The 21387-nt window shown below is 53.2% G+C and carries 21 protein-coding genes; 6 read left to right on the top strand and 15 right to left on the bottom strand.

Features of this window, described 5'->3' with window-relative positions; genetic code table 11:
• The first annotated feature begins 253 nt into the window (after positions 1 to 253).
• Positions 254 to 1666 carry a pyruvate kinase PykF gene (gene pykF / locus URZ40_RS09165; protein ID WP_045284943.1) on the top strand — a complete coding sequence of 471 codons (1413 nt, stop codon included), beginning with the start codon at positions 254 to 256 and terminating at the stop codon, positions 1664 to 1666.
• A 309-nt stretch (positions 1667 to 1975) separates the two neighbouring features.
• On the top strand, positions 1976 to 2212 hold the full coding sequence (gene lpp, locus URZ40_RS09170; RefSeq protein ID WP_001082307.1) for a murein lipoprotein Lpp: 237 nt from the start codon (positions 1976 to 1978) through the stop codon (positions 2210 to 2212).
• Between the two features lie 60 nt (positions 2213 to 2272).
• On the opposite strand, the gene URZ40_RS09175 is transcribed toward lpp, so the two are convergent.
• The 9 genes from URZ40_RS09175 to URZ40_RS09215 form a co-directional block, all read right to left on the bottom strand.
• Positions 2273 to 3286: a L,D-transpeptidase family protein gene (locus URZ40_RS09175; RefSeq protein WP_320720402.1), complete on the bottom strand. Its 1014-nt coding sequence runs from the start codon at positions 3284 to 3286 to the stop codon at positions 2273 to 2275.
• A 97-nt stretch (positions 3287 to 3383) separates the two neighbouring features.
• Positions 3384 to 3800: a cysteine desulfuration protein SufE gene (sufE, locus tag URZ40_RS09180; protein WP_163328994.1), complete on the bottom strand. Its 417-nt coding sequence runs from the start codon at positions 3798 to 3800 to the stop codon at positions 3384 to 3386.
• A 14-nt stretch (positions 3801 to 3814) separates the two neighbouring features.
• The gene (gene sufS, locus URZ40_RS09185; RefSeq protein WP_163328992.1) at positions 3815 to 5035 is read right to left on the bottom strand and encodes a cysteine desulfurase SufS; all 1221 of its coding nucleotides are present in this window, start codon (positions 5033 to 5035) and stop codon (positions 3815 to 3817) included.
• The gene (sufD, locus tag URZ40_RS09190; protein ID WP_320720404.1) at positions 5032 to 6303 is read right to left on the bottom strand and encodes a Fe-S cluster assembly protein SufD; all 1272 of its coding nucleotides are present in this window, start codon (positions 6301 to 6303) and stop codon (positions 5032 to 5034) included. The genes sufS and sufD overlap by 4 nt, the downstream gene beginning before the upstream one ends.
• Positions 6278 to 7024: a Fe-S cluster assembly ATPase SufC gene (gene sufC, locus URZ40_RS09195; RefSeq protein ID WP_116340441.1), complete on the bottom strand. Its 747-nt coding sequence runs from the start codon at positions 7022 to 7024 to the stop codon at positions 6278 to 6280. Before sufC ends, sufD begins: the two co-directional genes overlap by 26 nt.
• Positions 7025 to 7033: 9 nt before the next feature.
• Complete coding sequence (sufB, locus tag URZ40_RS09200; protein WP_032657798.1) at positions 7034 to 8524, bottom strand: Fe-S cluster assembly protein SufB; 1491 nt, start codon at positions 8522 to 8524, stop codon at positions 7034 to 7036.
• A gap of 8 nt (positions 8525 to 8532) precedes the next feature.
• Entirely contained in the window at positions 8533 to 8901 is a 369-nt protein-coding gene (sufA, locus tag URZ40_RS09205; RefSeq protein WP_320720406.1) for a Fe-S cluster assembly scaffold SufA, read from the bottom strand.
• Between the two features lie 310 nt (positions 8902 to 9211).
• Positions 9212 to 9943, bottom strand: coding sequence for a MerR family transcriptional regulator (locus URZ40_RS09210; RefSeq protein ID WP_192981576.1), 732 nt, complete (start codon positions 9941 to 9943; stop codon positions 9212 to 9214).
• A 188-nt stretch (positions 9944 to 10131) separates the two neighbouring features.
• A complete protein-coding gene (locus URZ40_RS09215) occupies positions 10132 to 11352 on the bottom strand; it encodes a diguanylate phosphodiesterase (protein WP_320720408.1) in 1221 nt (406 codons plus the stop codon).
• 338 nt (positions 11353 to 11690) lie between these two features.
• On the opposite strand from URZ40_RS09215, the gene ycgZ reads away from it, so the two are divergent.
• From ycgZ to fdhF, 4 genes are all read left to right on the top strand, one after another.
• Positions 11691 to 11930, top strand: coding sequence for a regulatory protein YcgZ (gene ycgZ / locus URZ40_RS09220; protein ID WP_163328985.1), 240 nt, complete (start codon positions 11691 to 11693; stop codon positions 11928 to 11930).
• 4 nt (positions 11931 to 11934) lie between these two features.
• Positions 11935 to 12255, top strand: a complete 321-nt coding sequence (locus URZ40_RS09225) for a hypothetical protein (RefSeq protein WP_116340451.1) — start codon at positions 11935 to 11937, stop codon at positions 12253 to 12255.
• A 29-nt stretch (positions 12256 to 12284) separates the two neighbouring features.
• Positions 12285 to 12563, top strand: coding sequence for a biofilm development regulator YmgB/AriR family protein (locus URZ40_RS09230; RefSeq protein WP_116340453.1), 279 nt, complete (start codon positions 12285 to 12287; stop codon positions 12561 to 12563).
• A gap of 184 nt (positions 12564 to 12747) precedes the next feature.
• The gene (gene fdhF / locus URZ40_RS09235; RefSeq protein ID WP_320720412.1) at positions 12748 to 14898 is read left to right on the top strand and encodes a formate dehydrogenase subunit alpha; all 2151 of its coding nucleotides are present in this window, start codon (positions 12748 to 12750) and stop codon (positions 14896 to 14898) included.
• 71 nt (positions 14899 to 14969) lie between these two features.
• Here the strand turns inward: fdhF and URZ40_RS09240 are convergent, their stop codons facing one another.
• The 6 genes from URZ40_RS09240 to URZ40_RS09265 all read right to left on the bottom strand — a co-directional run bounded on the left by URZ40_RS09240 (position 14970) and on the right by URZ40_RS09265 (position 20996).
• Complete coding sequence (locus URZ40_RS09240; protein ID WP_316378963.1) at positions 14970 to 15605, bottom strand: LuxR C-terminal-related transcriptional regulator; 636 nt, start codon at positions 15603 to 15605, stop codon at positions 14970 to 14972.
• 48 nt (positions 15606 to 15653) lie between these two features.
• Positions 15654 to 16166 carry a fimbrial protein gene (locus tag URZ40_RS09245; protein ID WP_320720413.1) on the bottom strand — a complete coding sequence of 171 codons (513 nt, stop codon included), beginning with the start codon at positions 16164 to 16166 and terminating at the stop codon, positions 15654 to 15656.
• 11 nt (positions 16167 to 16177) lie between these two features.
• Positions 16178 to 17140, bottom strand: coding sequence for a fimbrial protein (locus URZ40_RS09250; protein ID WP_320720414.1), 963 nt, complete (start codon positions 17138 to 17140; stop codon positions 16178 to 16180).
• Positions 17141 to 17149: 9 nt separating this feature from the next.
• Complete coding sequence (locus URZ40_RS09255; RefSeq protein WP_320720445.1) at positions 17150 to 19675, bottom strand: fimbria/pilus outer membrane usher protein; 2526 nt, start codon at positions 19673 to 19675, stop codon at positions 17150 to 17152.
• A gap of 51 nt (positions 19676 to 19726) precedes the next feature.
• Positions 19727 to 20404: a molecular chaperone gene (locus tag URZ40_RS09260; protein WP_316378960.1), complete on the bottom strand. Its 678-nt coding sequence runs from the start codon at positions 20402 to 20404 to the stop codon at positions 19727 to 19729.
• A 61-nt stretch (positions 20405 to 20465) separates the two neighbouring features.
• Positions 20466 to 20996 carry a fimbrial protein gene (locus tag URZ40_RS09265; RefSeq protein WP_163328973.1) on the bottom strand — a complete coding sequence of 177 codons (531 nt, stop codon included), beginning with the start codon at positions 20994 to 20996 and terminating at the stop codon, positions 20466 to 20468.
• Positions 20997 to 21387 lie beyond the last annotated feature (391 nt).

The raw sequence follows: 21387 nt of genomic DNA on the forward strand, positions 1-21387 counted from the left end.
TTAAAATCAGCGTATAATGCGCGCCAAATCCCTGGTGAATGGTTTCAGCGCTTGGAATACAAAAAACAACGTACAACTTCTCCTCTCCTTCGTTGGGCTGACACTCAGGCACACTTTCTTCTGCACGCTCATTTGATGTCTCCTATCCTTAGTGCGTGTCATATACTCTTTTGCAACACAGGTTTGACTCCGCGGCGGTGCGCCCCCGGAGCGAGATTTCCATATCCTTCCCAACTTAAAGACTAAGACTGTCATGAAAAAGACGAAAATTGTTTGTACTATCGGCCCGAAAACCGAATCCGAAGAGATGCTGAGCAAAATGCTGGACGCCGGCATGAACGTGATGCGTCTGAACTTCTCCCACGGTGACTATGCTGAGCACGGTCAGCGTATCCAGAACTTGCGCAACGTGATGAGCAAGACTGGCAAAAAAGCCGCTATTCTGCTGGATACTAAAGGTCCGGAAATCCGTACCATCAAACTGGAAGGCGGTAACGACGTTTCTCTGAAAGCGGGCCAGACCTTCACCTTCACTACCGATAAATCCGTTGTCGGTAACAGCGAAATCGTTGCGGTAACCTATGAAGGCTTCACCAGCGATCTCTCCGTGGGTAACACCGTGCTGGTCGACGATGGTTTGATCGGTATGGAAGTGACCGCTATCGAAGGCAACAAGGTTATCTGTAAAGTGCTGAACAACGGCGACCTGGGCGAAAACAAAGGCGTTAACCTGCCGGGCGTTTCCATCGCACTGCCGGCACTGGCTGAGAAAGACAAACAGGACCTGATCTTCGGCTGCGAACAAGGCGTTGACTTCGTTGCGGCGTCCTTCATCCGTAAGCGTTCCGACGTGGTTGAAATTCGTGAGCACCTGAAAGCGCACGGCGGCGAGAAGATCCAGATCATCTCCAAGATCGAAAACCAGGAAGGCCTGAACAACTTCGACGAAATCCTTGAAGCATCTGACGGCATCATGGTTGCACGTGGCGACCTGGGCGTTGAAATCCCGGTTGAAGAAGTGATCTTCGCGCAGAAGATGATGATCGAGAAGTGTGTTCGCGCGCGTAAAGTGGTTATCACCGCAACGCAGATGCTGGACTCCATGATCAAAAACCCACGCCCTACCCGCGCTGAAGCTGGTGACGTGGCGAACGCCATCCTCGACGGTACCGATGCAGTGATGCTGTCCGGTGAATCCGCGAAAGGGAAATACCCTCTGGAAGCGGTCGGCATCATGGCAACCATCTGCGAACGTACTGACCGCGTGATGACAAGCCGTCTGGACTTCAACAACGACAGCCGCAAGCTGCGCATCACCGAAGCAGTATGCCGCGGTGCAGTAGAAACCGCTGAGAAACTGGAAGCGCCACTGATTGTGGTAGCGACCCAGGGCGGTAAATCTGCGCGCGCAGTACGTAAATACTTCCCGGATGCCACCATCCTGGCCCTGACCACCAACGAAACCACCGCACGTCAGCTGGTGCTGAGCAAAGGCGTGGTTGCGCACCTGGTCAAAGAGATCGCCTCTACTGATGATTTCTACATTCAGGGTAAAGCACTGGCTCTGGAAAGCGGTCTGGCGCAGAAAGGCGACGTTGTTGTGATGGTTTCTGGTGCGCTGGTACCAAGCGGAACGACCAATACGGCCTCCGTTCACGTGCTGTAATAATTCAGGAACGAATTAGTTTTGATAAAAAGCGCCCAATGGGCGCTTTTTTTATTACCGTCATTAGCCAAATTCATTCAAAAAGCAAATCGGGTTTTTCTATTTAATTGCGAATTATCTAAGATGAATCCGATGAAAAATGCCTTTTTTTACATAGCTTTTTACTCAAAAAGGGCTGATTCGATGCTTCTTTGAGCGAACGATCAAAAATAGGCGTATTCCCATCAAAAAAATATTCTCAACCCAAAAAAGTTTGTGTAATACTTGTAACGCTACATGGAGATTAACTCAATCTAGAGGGTATTAATAATGAATCGTACTAAACTGGTACTGGGCGCGGTAATCCTGGGTTCTACTCTGCTGGCTGGTTGCTCCAGCAACGCTAAAATCGATCAGCTGTCTTCTGACGTTCAGACTCTGAACGCTAAAGTTGACCAGCTGAGCAACGACGTGAACGCAATGCGTTCCGACGTTCAGGCTGCTAAAGACGACGCAGCTCGCGCTAACCAGCGTCTGGACAACCAGGCTACTAAATACCGTAAGTAATAGTACCTGTTAATAAAATGGCGCACATTGTGCGCCATTTTTTTTGCCTGCGTCAAACGACTACTGCGTTACCTTCTCCCCTTCCTCTTCAGCTACCGCAGCCGACACCCGACTGTTCTGTACCGACAGCACGCTATTGCTGGCCGACGGGCCGCTACCCGCGGATACGACAACCGGGATCCCCGCGCGGCGTGCCAGCGCTTTATCAACAAGCGCTTTGTCGCTTCCGGCTTGAGACACAAAGGTCGCAAACTCTGCGGAGTGGTTAATGGGCGAAATCTGCGGGTTCTCGCCCTCCACCTGCGCCAGCGGACGGTGAACCTCAATATAACGCTTCCCGTCCGGCTCAACCGAGAACTTCACCGGCTCATTGATAATTTGTACCCGCGTGCCAACCCGTACCTGTTCGAACAGGGCTTTAATATCCGGGGCGTTCATACGCATGCAGCCGGAACTGACGCGCAGGCCTACGCTGTCCGGCGCGCTGGTGCCGTGAATAAGATATTCCCCATTACCAATACCCAAACGCAGCGCGTAGCGCCCCAGCGGGTTATTTGGCCCGGCCGGGACGACCGGAGGCAATTTAATACCCTGTGCCAGCGAACGGGCTCTGATGCCCGCCGTAGGCGTCCAGGTTGGATTAGGGATTTTTTGACTTACGCGGGTGGTGCTCACCGGCGTTTCCAGCCCCAATTGTCCGATGCCGAGCGGGTAGACCTGGACAATATTTTCTCCCGGCGGGAAGTAGTAGAGCCGGAGCTCAGCGAGATTCACCACAATGCCCTCGCGCGGGGTATCCGGCAGCAGCATCTGCGACGGAATCGTGATAACGGTACCCGGTGCCGGGTTTACCGGCGCAATGTTATTGTTCGTTTCAAGGATCACCTGCGCCGCCGTATTAAACCGACGGGCGATGGTCTGAAGCTTATTATCCCCTTCCTGTATCGTGTAGGTTTGATTTTGCCCAATCAGGCGACTGCCTGCGGGCGGCAACGGATAGTCCATCGCGCGGGCCGAATTAAACGTACCGAGCGAACTGACGAGTAATAGAGTTATTAGAGACGCGCGCTTCATGCTGAGATTCCTTATTCACTGGCAGGACGCCAGAAAGCTGAAAAACCAGCGAGGCGGGAACCACCTCGCGAAACAGAATGAATGCTGTTCTGTAAGTCTAGCTAAGGTTTGCAGCTTTGGCGCGAATGGCGCGAATCATCGCTTCTAGCCCCTGGGAACGGGACGGGGTGAGGTGTTGGGTCAGGGCCATTTTTTCAAACCACGGTCGGACATCGAACGCGACGATATCCTGCGCCGACATCCGGTGGTAAAGAATAAAGACCACCGCAATCAGCCCTTTTACAATGGCCGCATCGCTGTCGCCGTGCAGTGCAATAGTCCCGTCGTCAGACTGCTCCATCACAATCCACACCTGGCTCTGGCAGCCCTGAATAATGTTTTCCGGGTTATGCGCCTCTTCGCCGAGCGGCGGCAGACGCTGCCCCAGCTCGATGATATAAAGGTACTTCTCTTCCCAGTTTGCGCAGCGCCCAAAGTTGCGCAGCAATTTATCTCTGTCCGGCAGTTCTGCCATCTTTTGCCTCTTCGTTAGCCCAGCAGCTGGTGAATGCGCTTAAGCCCCGCCACCAGCCTGTCGACCTCTTCCATTGTGTTATACATCACCAGCGACGCGCGGCACATTGCCGGTACCTGGTAAAAGGCCATCAGCGGCATGGCGCAGTGGTGCCCGGTACGGACGGCCACGCCGTAATTATCAAGGAAGCTGCCCACGTCATAGGCGTGGTGTTTCCCAAGGTTAAACGCAATCACGCCCTGGCGGTCGGCCGGGCCATACAGGGTAAGATCCGGCACGCTGGCAAGCTCCTGCAGCGCGTAGTGCATCAGCAGCTGTTCGTACTCCTGGATGGCGTCCAGGCCGATTGCGGAAACGTAAGACACCGCCGCCCCCAGGCCGATAATCCCGCCGGTGTTGGGGGTACCCGCCTCAAAACGCCACGGCGCACGGGCATAGGTTGTCCCTTCCGAAAGGCTTACGGTGGCAATCATCGATCCGCCGCCTTCCCACGGCGGCATCGCCTGCAGAATGTCCTCTTTCACATACAGCACGCCGATGCCGGTTGGACCATAGAGCTTATGCCCGGAGAATACGTAGAAATCGCAGTCCAGCGCCTGCACATCCACCGCGTGGTGCATTACCGCCTGCGCGCCGTCAATCAACACCTTCGCACCGGCCTGATGGGCTTTTGCGATAATCTCTGCCACCGGGTTTTCGGTGCCCAGCACGTTAGAGACCTGTGTGACCGCCACCAGCCGCGTTTTATCGTCCAGCAAGGCGTCAAGCTGCTCAAGCTGCAGCGTGCCGTCCTCATTCAGCGGAATGACCCGCAGCTGTGCGCCGACACGCTCGCAGAGCATCTGCCACGGCACAATATTGGCGTGGTGCTCCATCTGGGTGATGAGGATGTTATCCCCCGCGTGGACCTGCGCGTTGCCCCAGCTGTTGGCGACAAGGTTGATCCCTTCAGTGGTTCCGCGCACGAAGACCAGCTCTTCAGGCGAACGTGCATTGAGGAAAGCGGCCACCTGCGTGCGCACATTTTCCATGCGCTGGGTCGCTTCGGCGCTCAGGGTATGGATACCCCGGTGCACCGCAGCATAACCATGGCGGTAGAACTCGGCTTCCGCATCCACCACCTGATTCGGTTTCTGCGCGCTGGCCGCGCTGTCGAGATAGGCCAGCGGCAGGCCGTTCACTTCACGGGTCAGAACCGGGAAGTCGGCCCGCACTTTCTCTACGGGAAAACTCATGCTTCGCCTCCGGGCAGACGCTGACCAATGCGGGCCAGCACCTGCTGCTTCAATACGCCATCGTGTAGCGCTTCCGTAAGCTCCGCCGCAAAGGCGTAGATAATCATTTTCTGCGCCGCCTGCCGGTCGATGCCGCGAGAACGCAGGTAGAACATCTGTTCGTCGTCAATCCGCCCGACCGTCGCGCCGTGGCTGCATTTCACGTCATCGGCGTAGATCTCCAGCTGCGGTTTGGTGTCCACCTCCGCCAGGCGCCCCAACAGCAGATTGTTGTTGGTCATCTGCCCGTCAGTTTTAATGGCGTGCTGGGCCACGTTAATCAGGCCGTTAAACACCGCCCGCCCTTTATCGCTGACGATGGTTTTATGCAGTTGGCGGCTGTTGCAGTAGCCCTTGTTGTGCTCAAGCCAGGTGCGCGTGTCACACACTTCTGATTTGACCGGCATCGCCAGACTGTTGATGCGCAGCGTGGTGTTTTCACCGTTAAGCTGCGTGCTGGTGTTGTGGCGCAGCACCGCGCCGCCGAGCAGAAAGCTGTGGCTGTACGCCGCGGCATCCTGACCCAGCGCTATATCGTTATGGGCAAAATGGTGGCTCTGCGGATTCTCAAACGCCAGCTTAATGTGGTGAAGCTGCGCATTTGCGGCGACGTTCATCGTCAGCCGCGACCCGGTAAAGTGGCGGGTCTCGTTGAGGCTGACGTAATGTTCGATTACCGTAGCCTCCGCTCCCTCCACCAGATCAAGGTGATGGCGATAGTGCGCGGTGTTGATCTCATCGCCCTCCACGCCCTGCGTGATGTGCATCAGAAGCAGCGGTTTGGCCGGGCGCTGGTTACGCTTAACCTGAATATGCGTCACGCTGCGGGCCAGGCTCTCGGTCAGGTGGAGAAACACTTCCGGCTGAACCGGGGCGCTCAGGCTCTGGCGGTCGTCGCTAATCACGATATCGAACCCGCTCCCCTGAACGTCGTCACTCAGTTCAGGGCGCCAGACGCCGTCGACAAAGACCAGACGCACCGCATCCACCGTCAGCGCCAGAGCGTCACGCCGGGCCGGGTCGATCTCCGCCAGGCGCGTCACAAACTCGCCGTTCAGCAGGCCGTCGAGCGGGGTGTATTTCCAGTTCTCATGCTTGCGCGTCGGCAGGCCGAGACGCAGCATCTGCTGGAGATGCTGCTGCGCCTGCTCGGAGCGCGTATTACCCTGCGCCTCAAACAGCCTGTGCCACTGCTGGAGTGCATTACTGCTGTTCGGTAAGCCAGCCATAACCCTGCTCCTCCAGTTGTTTAACCAGCGTAAAATCACCGGATTTCACAATGCGTCCCTGGTAAAGCACGTGCACGTAGTCCGGCTTGATATAGTCCAGAATGCGCTGGTAGTGGGTGACGATTATGAATGAACGCTTGCCGTCGCGCAGGGCGTTCACCCCGTCGGCGACAATCTTCAGGGCGTCGATATCCAGACCGGAGTCGGTCTCATCCAGAATGCACAGCTCGGGCTCCAGCACCGCCATCTGCAGGATGTCGTTACGCTTTTTCTCGCCGCCGGAAAAGCCAACGTTGACCGAGCGGGTCAGCAGGTCTTCCGGCATTTTCAGCAGCTTGATCTTCTCTTCCATCAGATCCTGGAAGTCGAAGCGATCCAGTGCCTCCTGGCCGCGATACTTGCGCACCGCATTCAGCGCCGTCTGGAGGAAAAACTGGTTGCTGACGCCCGGAATTTCCACCGGGTACTGGAAGGCCATAAAGATGCCCTCACCCGCGCGGTCTTCCGGTGACATCTCCAGCAGATCTTTGCCGTTAAATTCGACCGAACCGCCAGTCACTTCGTAATCTTCGCGTCCCGCCAGCGTTGCAGAAAGCGTACTTTTCCCGGAGCCGTTCGGCCCCATAATGGCGTGAACTTCACCCGGCTTGACGTCAAAATTGAGACCGCGCAGGATGTCTTTCTCTTCCACGCTAACCTGTAAATCTTTAATGCTTAACATGTGCTTTCCTTAACCGACGCTGTGTTCAAGACTAATGGCGAGGAGTTTTTGTGCTTCAACGGCAAATTCCAGCGGCAGTTCAGAGAACACGTCCTTACAGAAGCCGTTCACAATCATCGAAATGGCATCTTCTTCACTGATCCCACGCTGCAGACAGTAGAAGAGCTGATCTTCCCCAATGCGCGACGTGGTCGCCTCGTGCTCCAGCTGGGCCGTGTTGTTACGACACTCAACGTAAGGGAAGGTATGCGCCCCGCAGTCTGCGCCAATCAGCATTGAGTCACACTGGGTGAAGTTACGCGCGTTGGTGGCCGTCGGCATGATTTTCACCAGCCCGCGATAGCTGTTCTGGGAATGCCCGGCAGAGATCCCTTTCGAAATGATGGTAGATTTCGTGTTTTTACCGATGTGGATCATCTTGGTGCCGGTATCGGCCTGCTGATGCCCGCTGGTGAGCGCCACCGAGTAAAACTCACCGATGGAGTTATCCCCACGCAGGATGCAGCTCGGGTACTTCCAGGTAATAGCAGAGCCGGTTTCCGACTGCGTCCAGGACATTTTGCTGTTTTCACCTTCGCACAGCGCGCGCTTGGTGACGAAGTTCAGGATACCGCCGGTGTTGCCGTCGCCGGGGAACCAGTTCTGCACCGTGGAGTATTTCACCTCCGCGTCTTTATGAATGATGACCTCGACCACCGCCGCGTGCAGCTGATAGCTGTCGCGCACCGGTGCAGAACACCCTTCGATATAGCTGACGTAGCTGCCTTCGTCCGCAACCAGAATGGTGCGTTCGAACTGGCCGGTTTTTTCGGCGTTAATGCGGAAATAGGTGGAGAGCTCCATCGGACAGCGCACGCCTTTCGGTACGTAGATAAAGGTGCCGTCAGAGGCTACCGCGGCATTTAGCGCGGCGAAGAAGTTATCGTTACTCGGTACCACGGTGCCGATGTACTTCTTCACCAGCTCGGGATGGTCATGAATCGCTTCGCCAAAGGAGCAGAAAATAATCCCCTGCTCGGCCAGCTTTTCGCGATAGGTGGTCGCCACCGAGACGGAGTCGAAAATGGCGTCCACCGCCACCTCTTTGCCCTCGCGAACCGGGACGCCAAGCTGATTAAAGGCCTCTTCCACCTCTTTACTCAGGAAGCTGTTCTCGGCACCGGTCTGCTGTACCGCGCCGGGCTGCGAAGCGCAGGTATCGTCACAGCTGCCGCAGGAGGGCGCGGAGTAGTAGCTGTAATCCTGATAGTTCAGTTTGTCGTAATGGGCTTTCAGCCAGTGCGGCTCTTCCATCTCCAGCCAGGCGCGGAAAGCGCTCAGGCGAAATTCGAGCATCCACTCGGGCTCGTTACGTTTGGCCGAGATGGCGCGCACGACATCTTCATTAATCCCTTTCGCCAGCTCGTCGGTCTGCAGCTGCGTGAAAAAACCCTCTTTATAGTTGAGGTGTCCGCCGCTCCAGGTGTTTACATCACTCGTTGCTTCAGTATTACGAGACATAGTACCGCCTATACCCCAAAGCTTTCGCCGCAGCCGCATTCGTTCTGGGCTTTCGGGTTATAAAATTTGAATAACTGGTTTAAACCTTCCCGTACGTAGTCCACCTCTGTACCGTCGATAAACGGCATAGCCTGAAGCGCGACGTACAGCTTTGCGCCATCGGTTTCAAACACCAGGTCATCTTTTTCCGGTGCGGTGACAGTATCCAGCACGTAGCCAAAGCCCGCGCAGCCGGTCTGCTTAACGCCTAAGCGTACGCCGAGGATCTCGGGCTTTTTCGCCACCAGCTCGTGGATATGCGCTGCCGCCGCAGGCGTGAGCGTTAAACCACGCCAGGCAAAATCGGCAGGATTGAAGGTTTCTGAATGCAGTTCCATAGGTCCACCTCATCTGATTAGCCATCAGGGCATAACACCATGTTAGTGATAACGATTATCACTTCAACCCTCTGTCAGCAGGGGCATTCGGCTAAACCGCCCTTTTTGTCTACTTTTATTAAGCATAGACCCTGTCAGGAGATGCGGGCGGGATGGATTTAATTGTTCAATACTTTGAAAATTAATGGATTATTGAACGGAGGAAACAGCGACGAAAGGAAAAGTAAAATATGCATCGGAAATGCCTATTTTTGAGATAGCTTTTGTTCAGGAAGGGACCAAAACAAAAAAAGGCCCTCAAGGCCTCTGATTATGAGTGATGAAATGAAACGGTAAAACCCTGTTCACGCCAGTGATCGAGCTGTTCCTGCTGACGCAGTGTTGGCGCTTTTCCCGTCCAGACGAAGATTTTTTGCCCCGGGAAGAGCTCAGGACGCGGGGAATCAATCGGCTCGGCCAGAACATCAATGTGCCAGCCCTTGTGCGATAAGCGCGCGGCTTCCAGCCACAGGTGGGTCCGGTCATCGCATTCCCAGCCGATAAGCAACGCATCGTTACCCGCTTTCTTGCGCGACTCCGCCAGGCTTGCAATCGCGAATTCAATCAGAACACCGTCAAGCATGCTCGCCATGTGGCGTACGGTATTTTGATCCTGATTCATTCGCTGGCGGACGGGGGAAATGATGTTATCGATCAGCGCATCCATCGCGTGGTCGCGGCGAAATTCGCCGATTTTGGCACGCAGCTTTGCCGGGCTGGCGTAGCGCAGAACGGTCATCATCTCTTCCTGGAACGAGGCCCAGTTACCCTGGGTCAGAACTTCTTTGTTTTCCAGCAGGGCTTTGACTTTTCCGACCGAAACGCCGCTTTTCATCAGGCGCTTGATCTCTTCGATACGCAGGATATCTTCATCGTCGAACTGACGATGACCCCCTTCGCTGCGCTGCGGCTTCAACAATCCATAACGGCGCTGCCAGGCACGCAGCGTAACGGGGTTGATACCGCATCGTTCGGCTACTTCGCCGATACTGTAATAGGCCATTAACTCCCTCACGCTCAGAACTTCCATACCTAACTGCACCAACCTTATCAGATTGTACAAACCATTTGTATAACTAAGACCGTATTTTGCCCAGGTGAATGGGGCATTCCACCATCCACCTGTTAATACATTGTTGTACAAAATTTGCCATTCGTACAGCCAGACCGACTCAATTGCGCCCGGCTTTATCAAAAGTCGAATTTTTTCTCTGGCCATGCAATGGCCGGAATACCGCCGTGCCGGGGGCTGGCAAAAAGATGTCCCTGGAACTGCGAAATCCCCGCAGACTCCAGCCACATCCACTCTTCCGCCTTCTCCACGCCGACCGCGCAGAACTGAATTTCCAGCGAAGAACAGCATTTGATAATCGCCTGAATAATAGCCTGACGCGGGCCACTTTTGTGCACGTTCGCTACCAGATCGCGATTAATCTTAATTCTGTCCGGCTGGAACTGGGCCAGCAGCTGTAGCCCGGCAAAACCGGCACCAAAGTGATCGATCGTTACGCTGATCCCCGCACTTTTTAACTGCCTGACCGAGTCTGTGAACTCATCGAAACGGGAAATGGCTTCGTTCTCGGTGAACTCGACCATAATTTGCTCGGGCACAAAACCATTTGCTTCGATGGCGGTAAGCAGAAAGTCCACGGCGTTGGGGAGATTGACCAGCGTCATAGGCAGCAGGTTAAGAGACAACGTCTGGTCCTGTAACCCCAGCGCGCTGGCCATTGAGAGCGCTACCTGCTTGCTTTGCAAATCAGAGGTATACACGTCCTCGCGCGAGCGGTTGGCGAAGTAGACCCCCGGCGAGTCGCCGGACGGGGTGCGGAGAAGCGCCTCCCAGGAGACGACCCGCTGCATAAACGGATCGACTATCGGTTGAAAGGCAAAGCTACAATCCGCCCCTTTCGCGACCACCTCAGGTTGTGCAGATAAGTGCGTGTCTTCAGGAACAAAATCCCATGAATCTGCAGGAGGCAGTTCAAAATAGTTAGCTTTTTCTGTGGCCTCAACAAAGGTCCGAAAAAACTGCAGCGGGCGGTCATTATACGTCAGCTGGTAGCGCGTCGTGCCTCTGTTGAGCACCTGCTGCAGCACCTCATCCCTGTCGAACTGGCGTAAATCAAAAAGCTCCATGCCCACCTTGCCAAAACGCCGGACAGGCCCGTGATCCCGCATCAGCTCTACCACGTTATGGTGGCGGGTGTCGTTGCAGATCTGCTCATAAATAGCAGAAACATGATCCGCTGGCCCCTCAAGCAACTGGAAAAAATGTGTGCCGTTAAACAGCAAGATCCCCGTGACATTGGATTGCCGGTTTTTACTATTTGCAGCAGCGACCATTGTTTCCAGCGCTTTCACTGGAACGTCTTCGCAGATATGACTGCGGTAAATGATGGTTGTAAGCATGCTATTCCTGGGGGTTAAGGTTTTGGCCACAATAAAGGTGGGTAAGGATCATTTATAGCACATTAATTGGCTGACAAATAATTTACATCTCAACCATTTACGGCTTTTAATGAGACCTTTTTCCGTGCTGTACAACTTAACTGCAACGCACAGCTTTGTACAATATATCCTGTGATTTCACCGATGCGCCACACCATCTTAAACACATGAATAAAAAGCACTTTATAAAATATATCATACTAAATTTAAAAAATTGTACATTTTTAATGTACAGATTTATAAATTGTGTATACCTTAAATGTAACGTTACTGATTACAAAATTTTACAGGAGCGAAACATGCAGCAGAAAGGTCACGTCGCAGATTCCGCAGCAGCAATCGCACAGTACTTCGAAAAAGCCTCTCTTCCTACCCAGCAAGAAACGCTCGGTCAGGTGGTTGTTGAGATCCTTAGCGACGGGCGGAACCTCAATCGTAAATCGCTCTGTACCAAACTATTAAGCCGCCTCGAAAGAGCCGATGGCCCGGAAGAGGAGCAGCATTACCACATGCTGCTTGGTCTTCTCTTCGAACGATAATGTTATGAAAAGCAGTGACGCAGACACGCTGACTGACCAGCTGATTGGACAAGCCGTTCTTTCACTTTTGAAGGAGCACGGTCCCGTTACAACGGAAGCGCTGGTTCTGCGTCTGCGGGATATGAAAGCACATGAAAAGGATCCCCGGCGGCGGGAGACACTTGCGAGGGTGATTGCCGATATCGGATCAAAAAGCCTCGGATTAAAACGTCGCAGAGCCGCACAAGGACGAATGAACAGAGAGGGACCTCTCAGTTATCAAAGAGACAATGTAGTGCCGTTATTTGGAAAGGGAAAACCGTCCGATCCCAAAAAAATACATTGACTGCAATTTAACAGCTACGGTGAGAACAAATGAGACAAAATATTCAGCTGCAACCCGAATACCATTCTGCTTTTTTAGAAAGCGCGCTGTCGGAGTATTTCCGTCATGCAGGCGATCGTTTTGCTGAAGAGTCTGCTGTTTTTTCTACTGCAGTACGCTGTGTTCTGGCTTCTGAAGGACATCTGTCCAATAAAGCCATCATTCTCTGGCTCATTCAGACGCTGGAAGCGACCAACGACGTTGTTCAGGCGGATGTTATTCGTAAGACGCTTGAAATCGTGGTGGGCTACACCATGGATGACGTTTAAGCACCCTGCCATTCCGCAATCGTGTCATCGTCAAAACTGACGAACGTTCTGACGATGACACGCTTTCTCTTCATAATCCCCTGTTAAATAAGCGCTATAAAGATGGCATGGTTTCTGCTTACTCCCTTTTACGGGACTGGGCTTACCAGTCATTTTGCTTCATTTCTTAACAGGTCTGTTATTGATGAAAAAAATCGCCAGCGTCTGCCCTTACTGTGGTGCAGGCTGCAAATTAAACCTTGTCGTTGAGAATAACCGTATCATCCGTGCCGAAGCGGCAGAAGGGGTTACAAACCAGGGCACCTTATGCCTGAAAGGATTTTACGGCTGGGACTTCCTCAACGATACCCGCCTCCTCACCCCACGCCTGACCCAGCCAATGATCCGCTACCGTAAAGGCGAGGCATTCACCCCCGTGACCTGGGAGGAGGCTATCCGATACACCGCCCAGAAGCTCAGCAGCATTAAAGCGCAACACGGGCCGCGGTCAATCATGACTACCGGTTCATCACGCGGAACCGGCAATGAAACCAACTACGTCATGCAAAAATTTGCCCGTGCGGTGCTGTACACCAACAACGTCGACTGCTGCGCGCGCGTCTGTCACGGTCCGTCCGTGGCTGGTTTACAGGAGACCCTCGGCAACGGTGCGATGAGTAATTCCATCAACGATATTGAGCACTCTAAATGTCTGCTGGTATTCGGCTATAACTGCGCAGACTCTCACCCTATCGTCGCCCGCCGCGTACTCAAAGCCCGAGAAAACGGCGCGAAAATCATCGTCTGCGATCCGCGCCGCATCGAAACGGCGCGCATTGCCGATCAGCACCTGCAGCTGAAAAACGGCAGCAACATGGCGCTGGTGAACGCCTTTGGCTATGTGCTGCTGGAAGAGGAGCTGTACGACAAAAACTATGTCGCGCGGTTTACGGAAGGGCTTGAGGCCTATCGTCAGACGGTGAAAGACTATGCGCCGGAGAAGGTCGAGCATCTTACCGGCATCCCCGCCCGAGACGTACGTCAGGCAATGCGCACCTTCGCGGCGGCCCCTTCCGCCACCGTAATGTGGGGAATGGGCGTGACCCAGTTTGGTCAGGCCGTCGATGTCGTCAAAGGGCTTTCCAGCCTGGCACTGCTGACCGGCAACCTGGGCCGTCCCGCCGTCGGCGTCGGCCCAGTACGCGGACAAAACAATGTTCAGGGTGCCTGTGATATGGGCGTTCTGCCGAATATGTTCCCCGGCTATCAGGATGTGACCGACCCGGCGGTCAGGCAGAAGTTCGCCGATGCCTGGGGGATTGACGTCAATAAAATGGACGATCGGGTCGGGACGCGCATTACCGAGGTGCCTCATCTGGCGCTGGAAGGCAAGGTCAAGGCCTACTACATCATGGGGGAAGATCCGCTTCAGACGGAAGCCGATCTCGGTCTCGTCCGCAGCGGTTTTGACGCCCTCGATTTTGTGGTGGTTCAGGACATCTTTATGACCAAAACGGCGGAAGTGGCGGATGTCCTGCTCCCTGCCACCTCCTGGGGCGAACACGGCGGCGTTTTTACCTGTGCCGATCGCGGCTTCCAGCGTTTTGGCAAAGCCATTGAGGCCAGCGGCAACGTGAAGCGCGACTGGGAGATCATCAGCCTGCTCGCCACCGAGATGGGCTACCCGATGCACTACGACGATAACCAGCAGATCTGGGACGAGATGCGCGAGCTGTGCCCGCTCTTCTACGGCGTGACGTATGAAAAAATGGGCGAGATGGGGCACGTGCAGTGGCCCTGCCCGACGCTGGATCATCCGGGAACGCCGTACCTGTACAAAAACAATCAGTTCGACACGCCAACAGGCAAGGGTCAACTGTTTGCCGCGCCGTGGCGCGCGCCGGCAGAGACGCCCGATGATGATTATCCGCTGGTACTCTGCACGGTGCGCGAGGTAGGCCACTACTCCTGCCGCTCGATGACCGGGAACTGCGCCGCGCTGCAAAGCCTGGCCGATGAGCCGGGTCGGGTGCAAATGAATCCTGCCGATGCGGACAAACTGGGCATTACCGACGGACAGCTGGTCTGGGTACGTTCACGTCGCGGCAAGGTGATTACCCGCGCCAGCATCAGCGAGCGTATCAACGCCGGAGCCGTCTATATGACCTATCAGTGGTGGATTGGCGCCTGCAACGAGCTAACCCAGGATAACCTCGATCCCATCTCCAAAACCCCGGAAACGAAGTACTGCGCAGTGCAGCTGGAGGCGATTGAGGACCAGCGCTGGGCGGAGGATTTTGCGGCGTCGTCTTACCAGACGATGAAAACGCGGTTGATTAATGCAGTGAATGTCTGATGCATCTGCCGGGTGGCGTCAGCACCACACCACCCGGCAACAACTCCACGCGTTAGCTTTGCTGCTGTTTATCAATCGTTAGTCAGATAGTCACGCAACCGGTTCGGACAGGTATTCTTCTCTACCATCCGGTGGATCAAGGCCATGAGTTCAAAATCACTACGCAGGTCAAATTTCTGCATCAGCAGATATTTATGGGTAAAAATGGTTTTATCACTGGTGTTAAGCTTATCCGCAATCTGCCCTACCGATAATCCTCTGTAAAAATGCACCATAACGCGAATTTGCTGCAGCGATAATATTTTGTGCTGGCATTCATCGCAGCTTTTATTTTTCCAGCGAAAGCTGGGTAATTGGGTGCGATACCATGCGATAAACAGCGTCTCGGTCATTCTGTCAAGCGAGGTGCGCCGAGAGAGAAATATCATGTCCTGATAACAAGACGGACATGCCGAGAAACGGTGCTCATCCTCGACCAGACCAACCACAATTCCTTTTTTGCGCGCCAGTAATTCAGGATAGCAGGTCAGGGTTTCCCCCTGACATAACGCGAGAAAAATAATATCGGCGGCACTAACATGTTCATGAGAAAGTTCAACGTCAAAATGGAGCGAATGCCTGAAATTATGGGTGAAGAAATCCACAAGAAAACGCTGCAATCCGTCTCTAAAAAATAAATCAGTCTCTTTAATGAGAATATTCAACATAGCAGTTACCGCCAGCAGTCAATCATCACCATTATCTCCACGTAGCGATCAGTTGTACTGCATCGTCATGACAACAACGGCGCTGATGTTCCCCGGCGTCGCCCCGCCGGTAAAGGATGTCACCGCGGCCTGCATGGCCATCGTTGCGGTTCTGTCTGCTGCGATCGTCTGCGTAATGCTTGTCCCCGTCCCCTTTAACGCACCGGTTGCCGCCTCACTCATCGCTATCGCGACATTAGTGGCAGAACCGCTGTTCATGTAGTAATCCGCCCCCGCGACGGGATCGGGGTTACCGGTAAATGAGACCGTTACGCTGCTAGTGCCAGCCGGACACTGGGTAAACATCAGGTTAAACGGCACAGGATCGGAAGATGACCCCGGCGTAGACATGTTTGATGCCTGAATATTACCGAGGTTAATATCCATATTGTCATTCCCTCCGTTAAATATGCAGGGCGAGGCAATAATATTTCCGGTAACGCTGACGTTAACAGCGTCCCCTGCAAAGGTATTGCAGCTTATTAACGTGGCGGCAAGCGCTGCCGCGCGCAAAATATTCATCGCGTTATCCATTACTGATACGTTAAGTCAAGGGTGGCTGATGCGTTGGCCTTGCCTGTTGAAACACTCGCCTGAGTCTGATAATAACGGGCGGTTATCGGGAACGTTTCCTGGCCACCTGCGGATTGTTTCAAAACAATTCGGTTATTTAACGCTAAAGGCGCCCCATTATATAGCAATTGCACGCCGACACCTTTCGCCACGTCCGCGTTCCCTTGCCCAGTCAAGGCTAATACACTGTCAGTGCTGACGTCCGGGTTTTGCATCCCCTGCAGCATGACGTTAATATTCGCATCGGCATCGCAATCAAGGCCCAGATTCTGTGTGCTTTGAGCACCAGAAGGAATGGTGCCGACAGTATTGCCAAAAGCCGATGCCGATATATCACCGATAGGAAAACTTAAATTAGGCGTTGTTATTGCGCATGCTAACTGTGTCACTTTATTGCCAATATAGTTAACCGTTAACGACTGAATGTTATCGTCACCATGAGCCGTTGCCAGTAATCCAGAGCCGATCACGCCTGACGTAATATCCCCCGTCTTTATTAACGTCACCTCCAGAGGATACACAACCGTTTTTGTCGGTGTTGAGTCTACATACTGCCTGACGTTGGAAAAATACCAGCTTGCAGAAGCAAATCTTAACGCAATACCGACGCCCGGCACGTTTGTATTATAATAATGAGTGATGGATGACGGCGTACTGAACATACTCATTTCATACGTAATAGTTCCCGAACCGACACAGAGATCAATATCACCGCTGCCATTGGTAATGAAGCTACTTATCACTGTGCCAACGGGAGCATCACGCTGAACCGTTACGGCGGGCTGCTGTATGTTAAACGGTTGTGCCGGGTTAAATCCACTTCCCCCATACGTACAGTCGGCTTCAGCATGTAGTGAGCATAACCATAACAGCGCCAGAAAAATGAATTGCGCATACGGCCGATATTTATTTACTAAATACATAACGCTTCCTCAACGACAATCATAAACAACGGCAGGGATACTGTTTGACCTGTCTTTTTCAGTAATCGCATAGTTGACCTGACATTGTTCTGAATTATCACTACCCCATTTAACCCATAACGTTCCGTTCGGACTCAAGCCGGTCAAATAAACCTGGCCTTTATCCCCAACAATAAAACTGTTCCCGCTCTGCCCTTTGACAGTGGCGATAGCGCCAAACGGGACCGGCTGGCCATTACGATATTGAAGCGTCATCAATACCCGCATGCCGACATTTGCCACATAATCCGCCCTGACCACCGCACCGCGGGTTGGTATCACCGTCTTATTGGTTAACTCCAGCTCCACATCATCCGGTAGCGTATCGGTCATCAGCGCCACGTCGTTCTTGCGATACGGCATTAAATTGCTCACCGCGGTGTAGCCACGCCAGTCGGTTTTTGCGCCGCTCTGATTCTGGATACTCACCCCTTTCGCGCCGGGTGCTTTTATCAGCACGTTGGTTTCACCCAGTGGCTGCGAGAAAGTCACCCCGTCGGCGTGGGCAAGGATCCCCCCCTGCAATCCATAGTTCAGACGATCGCTGCCCTTGTCGTAACCGTACCCCGCATAGACTTCACCATACGTGCCTTTAAAATCAGCGCTGGCATTGCCGGTATATCCCACGGAATCCGTTCCGTAACCTTGCTGTACGTTCCAACTGAGCGCGTTGTTTTCCAGCGCGGTGCCGTTAAGGCCGACGCTGTGCGTCGTGCCGTTGTTCTTGCTGGCGTTCATGCTGTAATTAGCCCAGGTACGCGGCAAGAAGGCCTCTAATGGCACGCTAACGTTCAGTGCAATCTGCTGATCCTTACCGTTGCGGGATGAACCACTGTTGCCGTCAGTACTGCCGTTTTCACTGTAGGTATAGGTGATCCCATAGCTCACGCTTTTCCAGGCGTTGTTGTACCCGGCGCTGTAAGACGCTGTGGTCCTGCCTGAATTCCAGTAATCTTCACGAACGGCGCTGAGCATGAGCGATCCCTGGTTCTGACCGATGTTCTGGCTCATCGTCAGCTCGGCCCGGTTACGACGGCGGTTCTGCAGCGCGCTGCTGTCGCCATAGGAATCCAGCACTTCCTGCATTCCGTAGTAGCCGCTGGTTGAATAGCGGTAGCCCGCGATGGCGAAGTTGGTTCCCGTCTCAACAAAGTTCTTGCTGTAGCGAATGCGCCAGGACTGACCGCTACTTCCCGGCAGATTTTGTGGGGTTGACCACGCCTGAGTAACATCCGTCGAGAAGGCGCCAAAGTCGCCCATGTTTTTACCGATCCCTGCTGCCAGAGACTGATACTTGCTCGATTCCTGGAAACCGCCGTAGAGCGTCAGGCCATGCGGCAGGCCGTAGATCCCGGTCAACTGTGCGAACGGGGTTTTATCAACTTCGCTGCTATACGATCGGTACTGGCCTGCGGTTACCGCATACTTAAAACGCCCTTCACGCTGTAATACCGGCAGTGAAGCAAAGGCCACGGTGAAGTGCTGCTCGCTGCCGTCGCTCTCTTTCACGGTAACGTCGAGGTCACCCGCGCCGCCAGTGGGGTATATATCCGTAATTTCAAACGCCCCCGGCGCCACATCGCTCTGAGCAATCTGGTAGCCATTTTGACGAATGATGACCTGTGCATTGGTGCGGGCAATACCGCGCACCACCGGAGCATAGCCTTTCAACGAGTCCGGCATCATGTCATCGTCAGAGGCCAGCTGCGCCCCCCGGAATGGAATACTGTCAAATACGTCAGCCGGAGAGGCACTGTCGCCGGTCGTGAGCTGAGCCTTCAGCGGAACGATCGCCCGCTGTACGTAGGTGTAGACCGTGTCCCATTTGTCTTTACCGCTGCCGTCGCGGCTCCAGGTGGAATAGTTGCGGATCCGCCATGGACCGACGTTAATGCCCGGACGCAGGTTGGCGTACTGGCTGTTCGTGTTACTGCTGTTGCCGTCACGTCCCCAGCTGTTTGAGCCGCTCAGACTGTAGTTGAGCAGCGCGGCGGTGATCCCCTCGTCCCACATTTCTGGCGGCACATATCCGCGAGCCTGCGGTGACAGCGCCGCCTGTGGAATCGTAATCTCAAGGTGCTGGGCACTGAAAATAAACGCGGTTGACGCCTGCGGGATCGCCGAGAGCTTCGCACATTCGCCGCCTGAATTCAGGTCAGGGAATAGCTCGGTTTTTACCCCCCAGCTTTTCAGCTGCGCCACGCTCAGGCAGGGCTGCAAGGACGTCTCACCTTCCGCGTTTTTTACCGCGTCAAATCTGATCTCGCGCGTGTCAACAACCTGCCCGCCGATGAGCACATCAACGCGATAGGTGCCGGGCAGCTGCGAACCGGATTCAAACGCCGAAAGATCGGCGCCTTTCATGCCAGGGTTGTCCAGTTCAATCAGCTCAGGGTTAAAATACTCACCTGCATAAGCGGTCTCGGTAACCGAACCGAGTACGACAGCGATTAACAGTGCCGGATTAAATAAAACAGCCTGCTTATTATGGCTAATCACGACGTTACTCCATACCGAGAATAAAGGGAGCCTCTGGCACAATACGAATTACAGAGTGGCGTTATGCACATTTCCGGTACCACCGTAATCATTAATTAACTTGAACGTTACCGAACCGCCGGTAATACCTTTCGGCAAATCAAACCGTGCGCTAGCCCCGGGAAGTACATAAGTTACATCCTCGAGCTTTTTACCATTCACGCGGATTTCATTGAAATTCATTACCACGTTAGTTGGGTTAGTGACCTGAATCTGATTCCCGCTACGCTGCCAGGTTAATTTATCTGCCAGCTCTTCAGGAATGACCCCTTTCAGGGCTGCTGGACGATAGATCAATTTAATGCGGGTTTTTACCGCAATTTGCAGCGTATTGTCTTTTCGCGATGCCGCAGGAATAGACTTAATATTTAGCCAGTAGAGCGACTCTTTATCCTGGGCAACCGAACCTGCTAATACAATACGTTCCACGTTCTGCTGGCCTTTATCCAGGCGGTAGAGTGGTGGCGTGATAATAAAAGGTGTTTTCTCAGCACTTCCGTTTTGCGACTCTACCCACGACTGAATTAAATACGGTGCCGTGTCGGGGTTAGTGACGCTAATAGAAGACTCTTTTTTATTGCCATCATAAATAACGCGCGTCCCGCCAATGACCACACCCGCAGTGGCTTGAGAAATACCGACTGAAAGAAACACGCAGGCAAGTAAAGTTTTACTCAGAAAATACATTTTATACCTCAATAACAAAGGGGCCAACAGACGGCCCCCCAATGGTTTCCGTCAAGAAAAATCAGTTATAGACAACGGAGAAATTAGCCACGGAATTTGCAGGACCGGCGGTTACCGTTGCTTCAGTGGAAATATACTGCGCGTAAAAATTCAGCGTATTATCCGTTGTACTACTGAGCACATAGGAATAATTATTGCTGCTGTGTAACGGCAGATCGGCCTTATCCGCTGACATCAGGTTAATCGCCACCCCTGTTGCCGCCCCTGCCACCGACGAATCAATTGCCAGCAGGTTGGCATTGGTTGGATCCGGCGTGCCGTCGAAACGGACTTTTGCGCTGGTAACCGTAACCGGACAGTTTTTCAGTACAATATCAAATCGTGTTGCAGCCGTTCTGGAACCCGTAACCGGGAATTCCGTTTTATTATAATCGCCCAGCACCACCACCTGGTTCTGCGAAGCCACATCAACATCGCAGGCAGAATCAAGAATATTACCGTTAAAATTAACGGTACCTGCCGCTGCGAATGCATTTGTCATGGTCAGTACAGAACTGGCTGCAAACATTGCCATCATTAATTGCTTTTTCATAATGCTCTACCCTGTATCACTTTATTTATTACTGAGATTCATGCAGTAGAGGGCCGATAAAAATCCTGGGGATTTTTATTCTCCAATAAATGGCTTAAGCCTTTTCTTACTGCTTGGTTAAAATTTATATAATTCTTTTCACAAGGACAACGGTTATATGGTCTAGCTGTAGACTCAGATTTAACAAAAAAGAAACATTCATTTTTTGAAAATTCTTATCACGTGTTGCTTCAGGTCTATTAATAGACTTAAATAAATTCCTCTTGTTTTTCAAGGGGTTAGATAGAAAAAACTCCCCAGTCTACTTTTAGACCTCTGCAGAATGTTCCCTGAGTTATTAATTTTTAAGATAATTCTCTTCGCAGATCAAAAAATGATCACACAAGCAGTC

This window comes from Enterobacter sp. 296B2, from assembly GCF_034106185.1.
Classification (GTDB): Bacteria; Pseudomonadota; Gammaproteobacteria; order Enterobacterales; family Enterobacteriaceae; genus Enterobacter; species Enterobacter cloacae_N.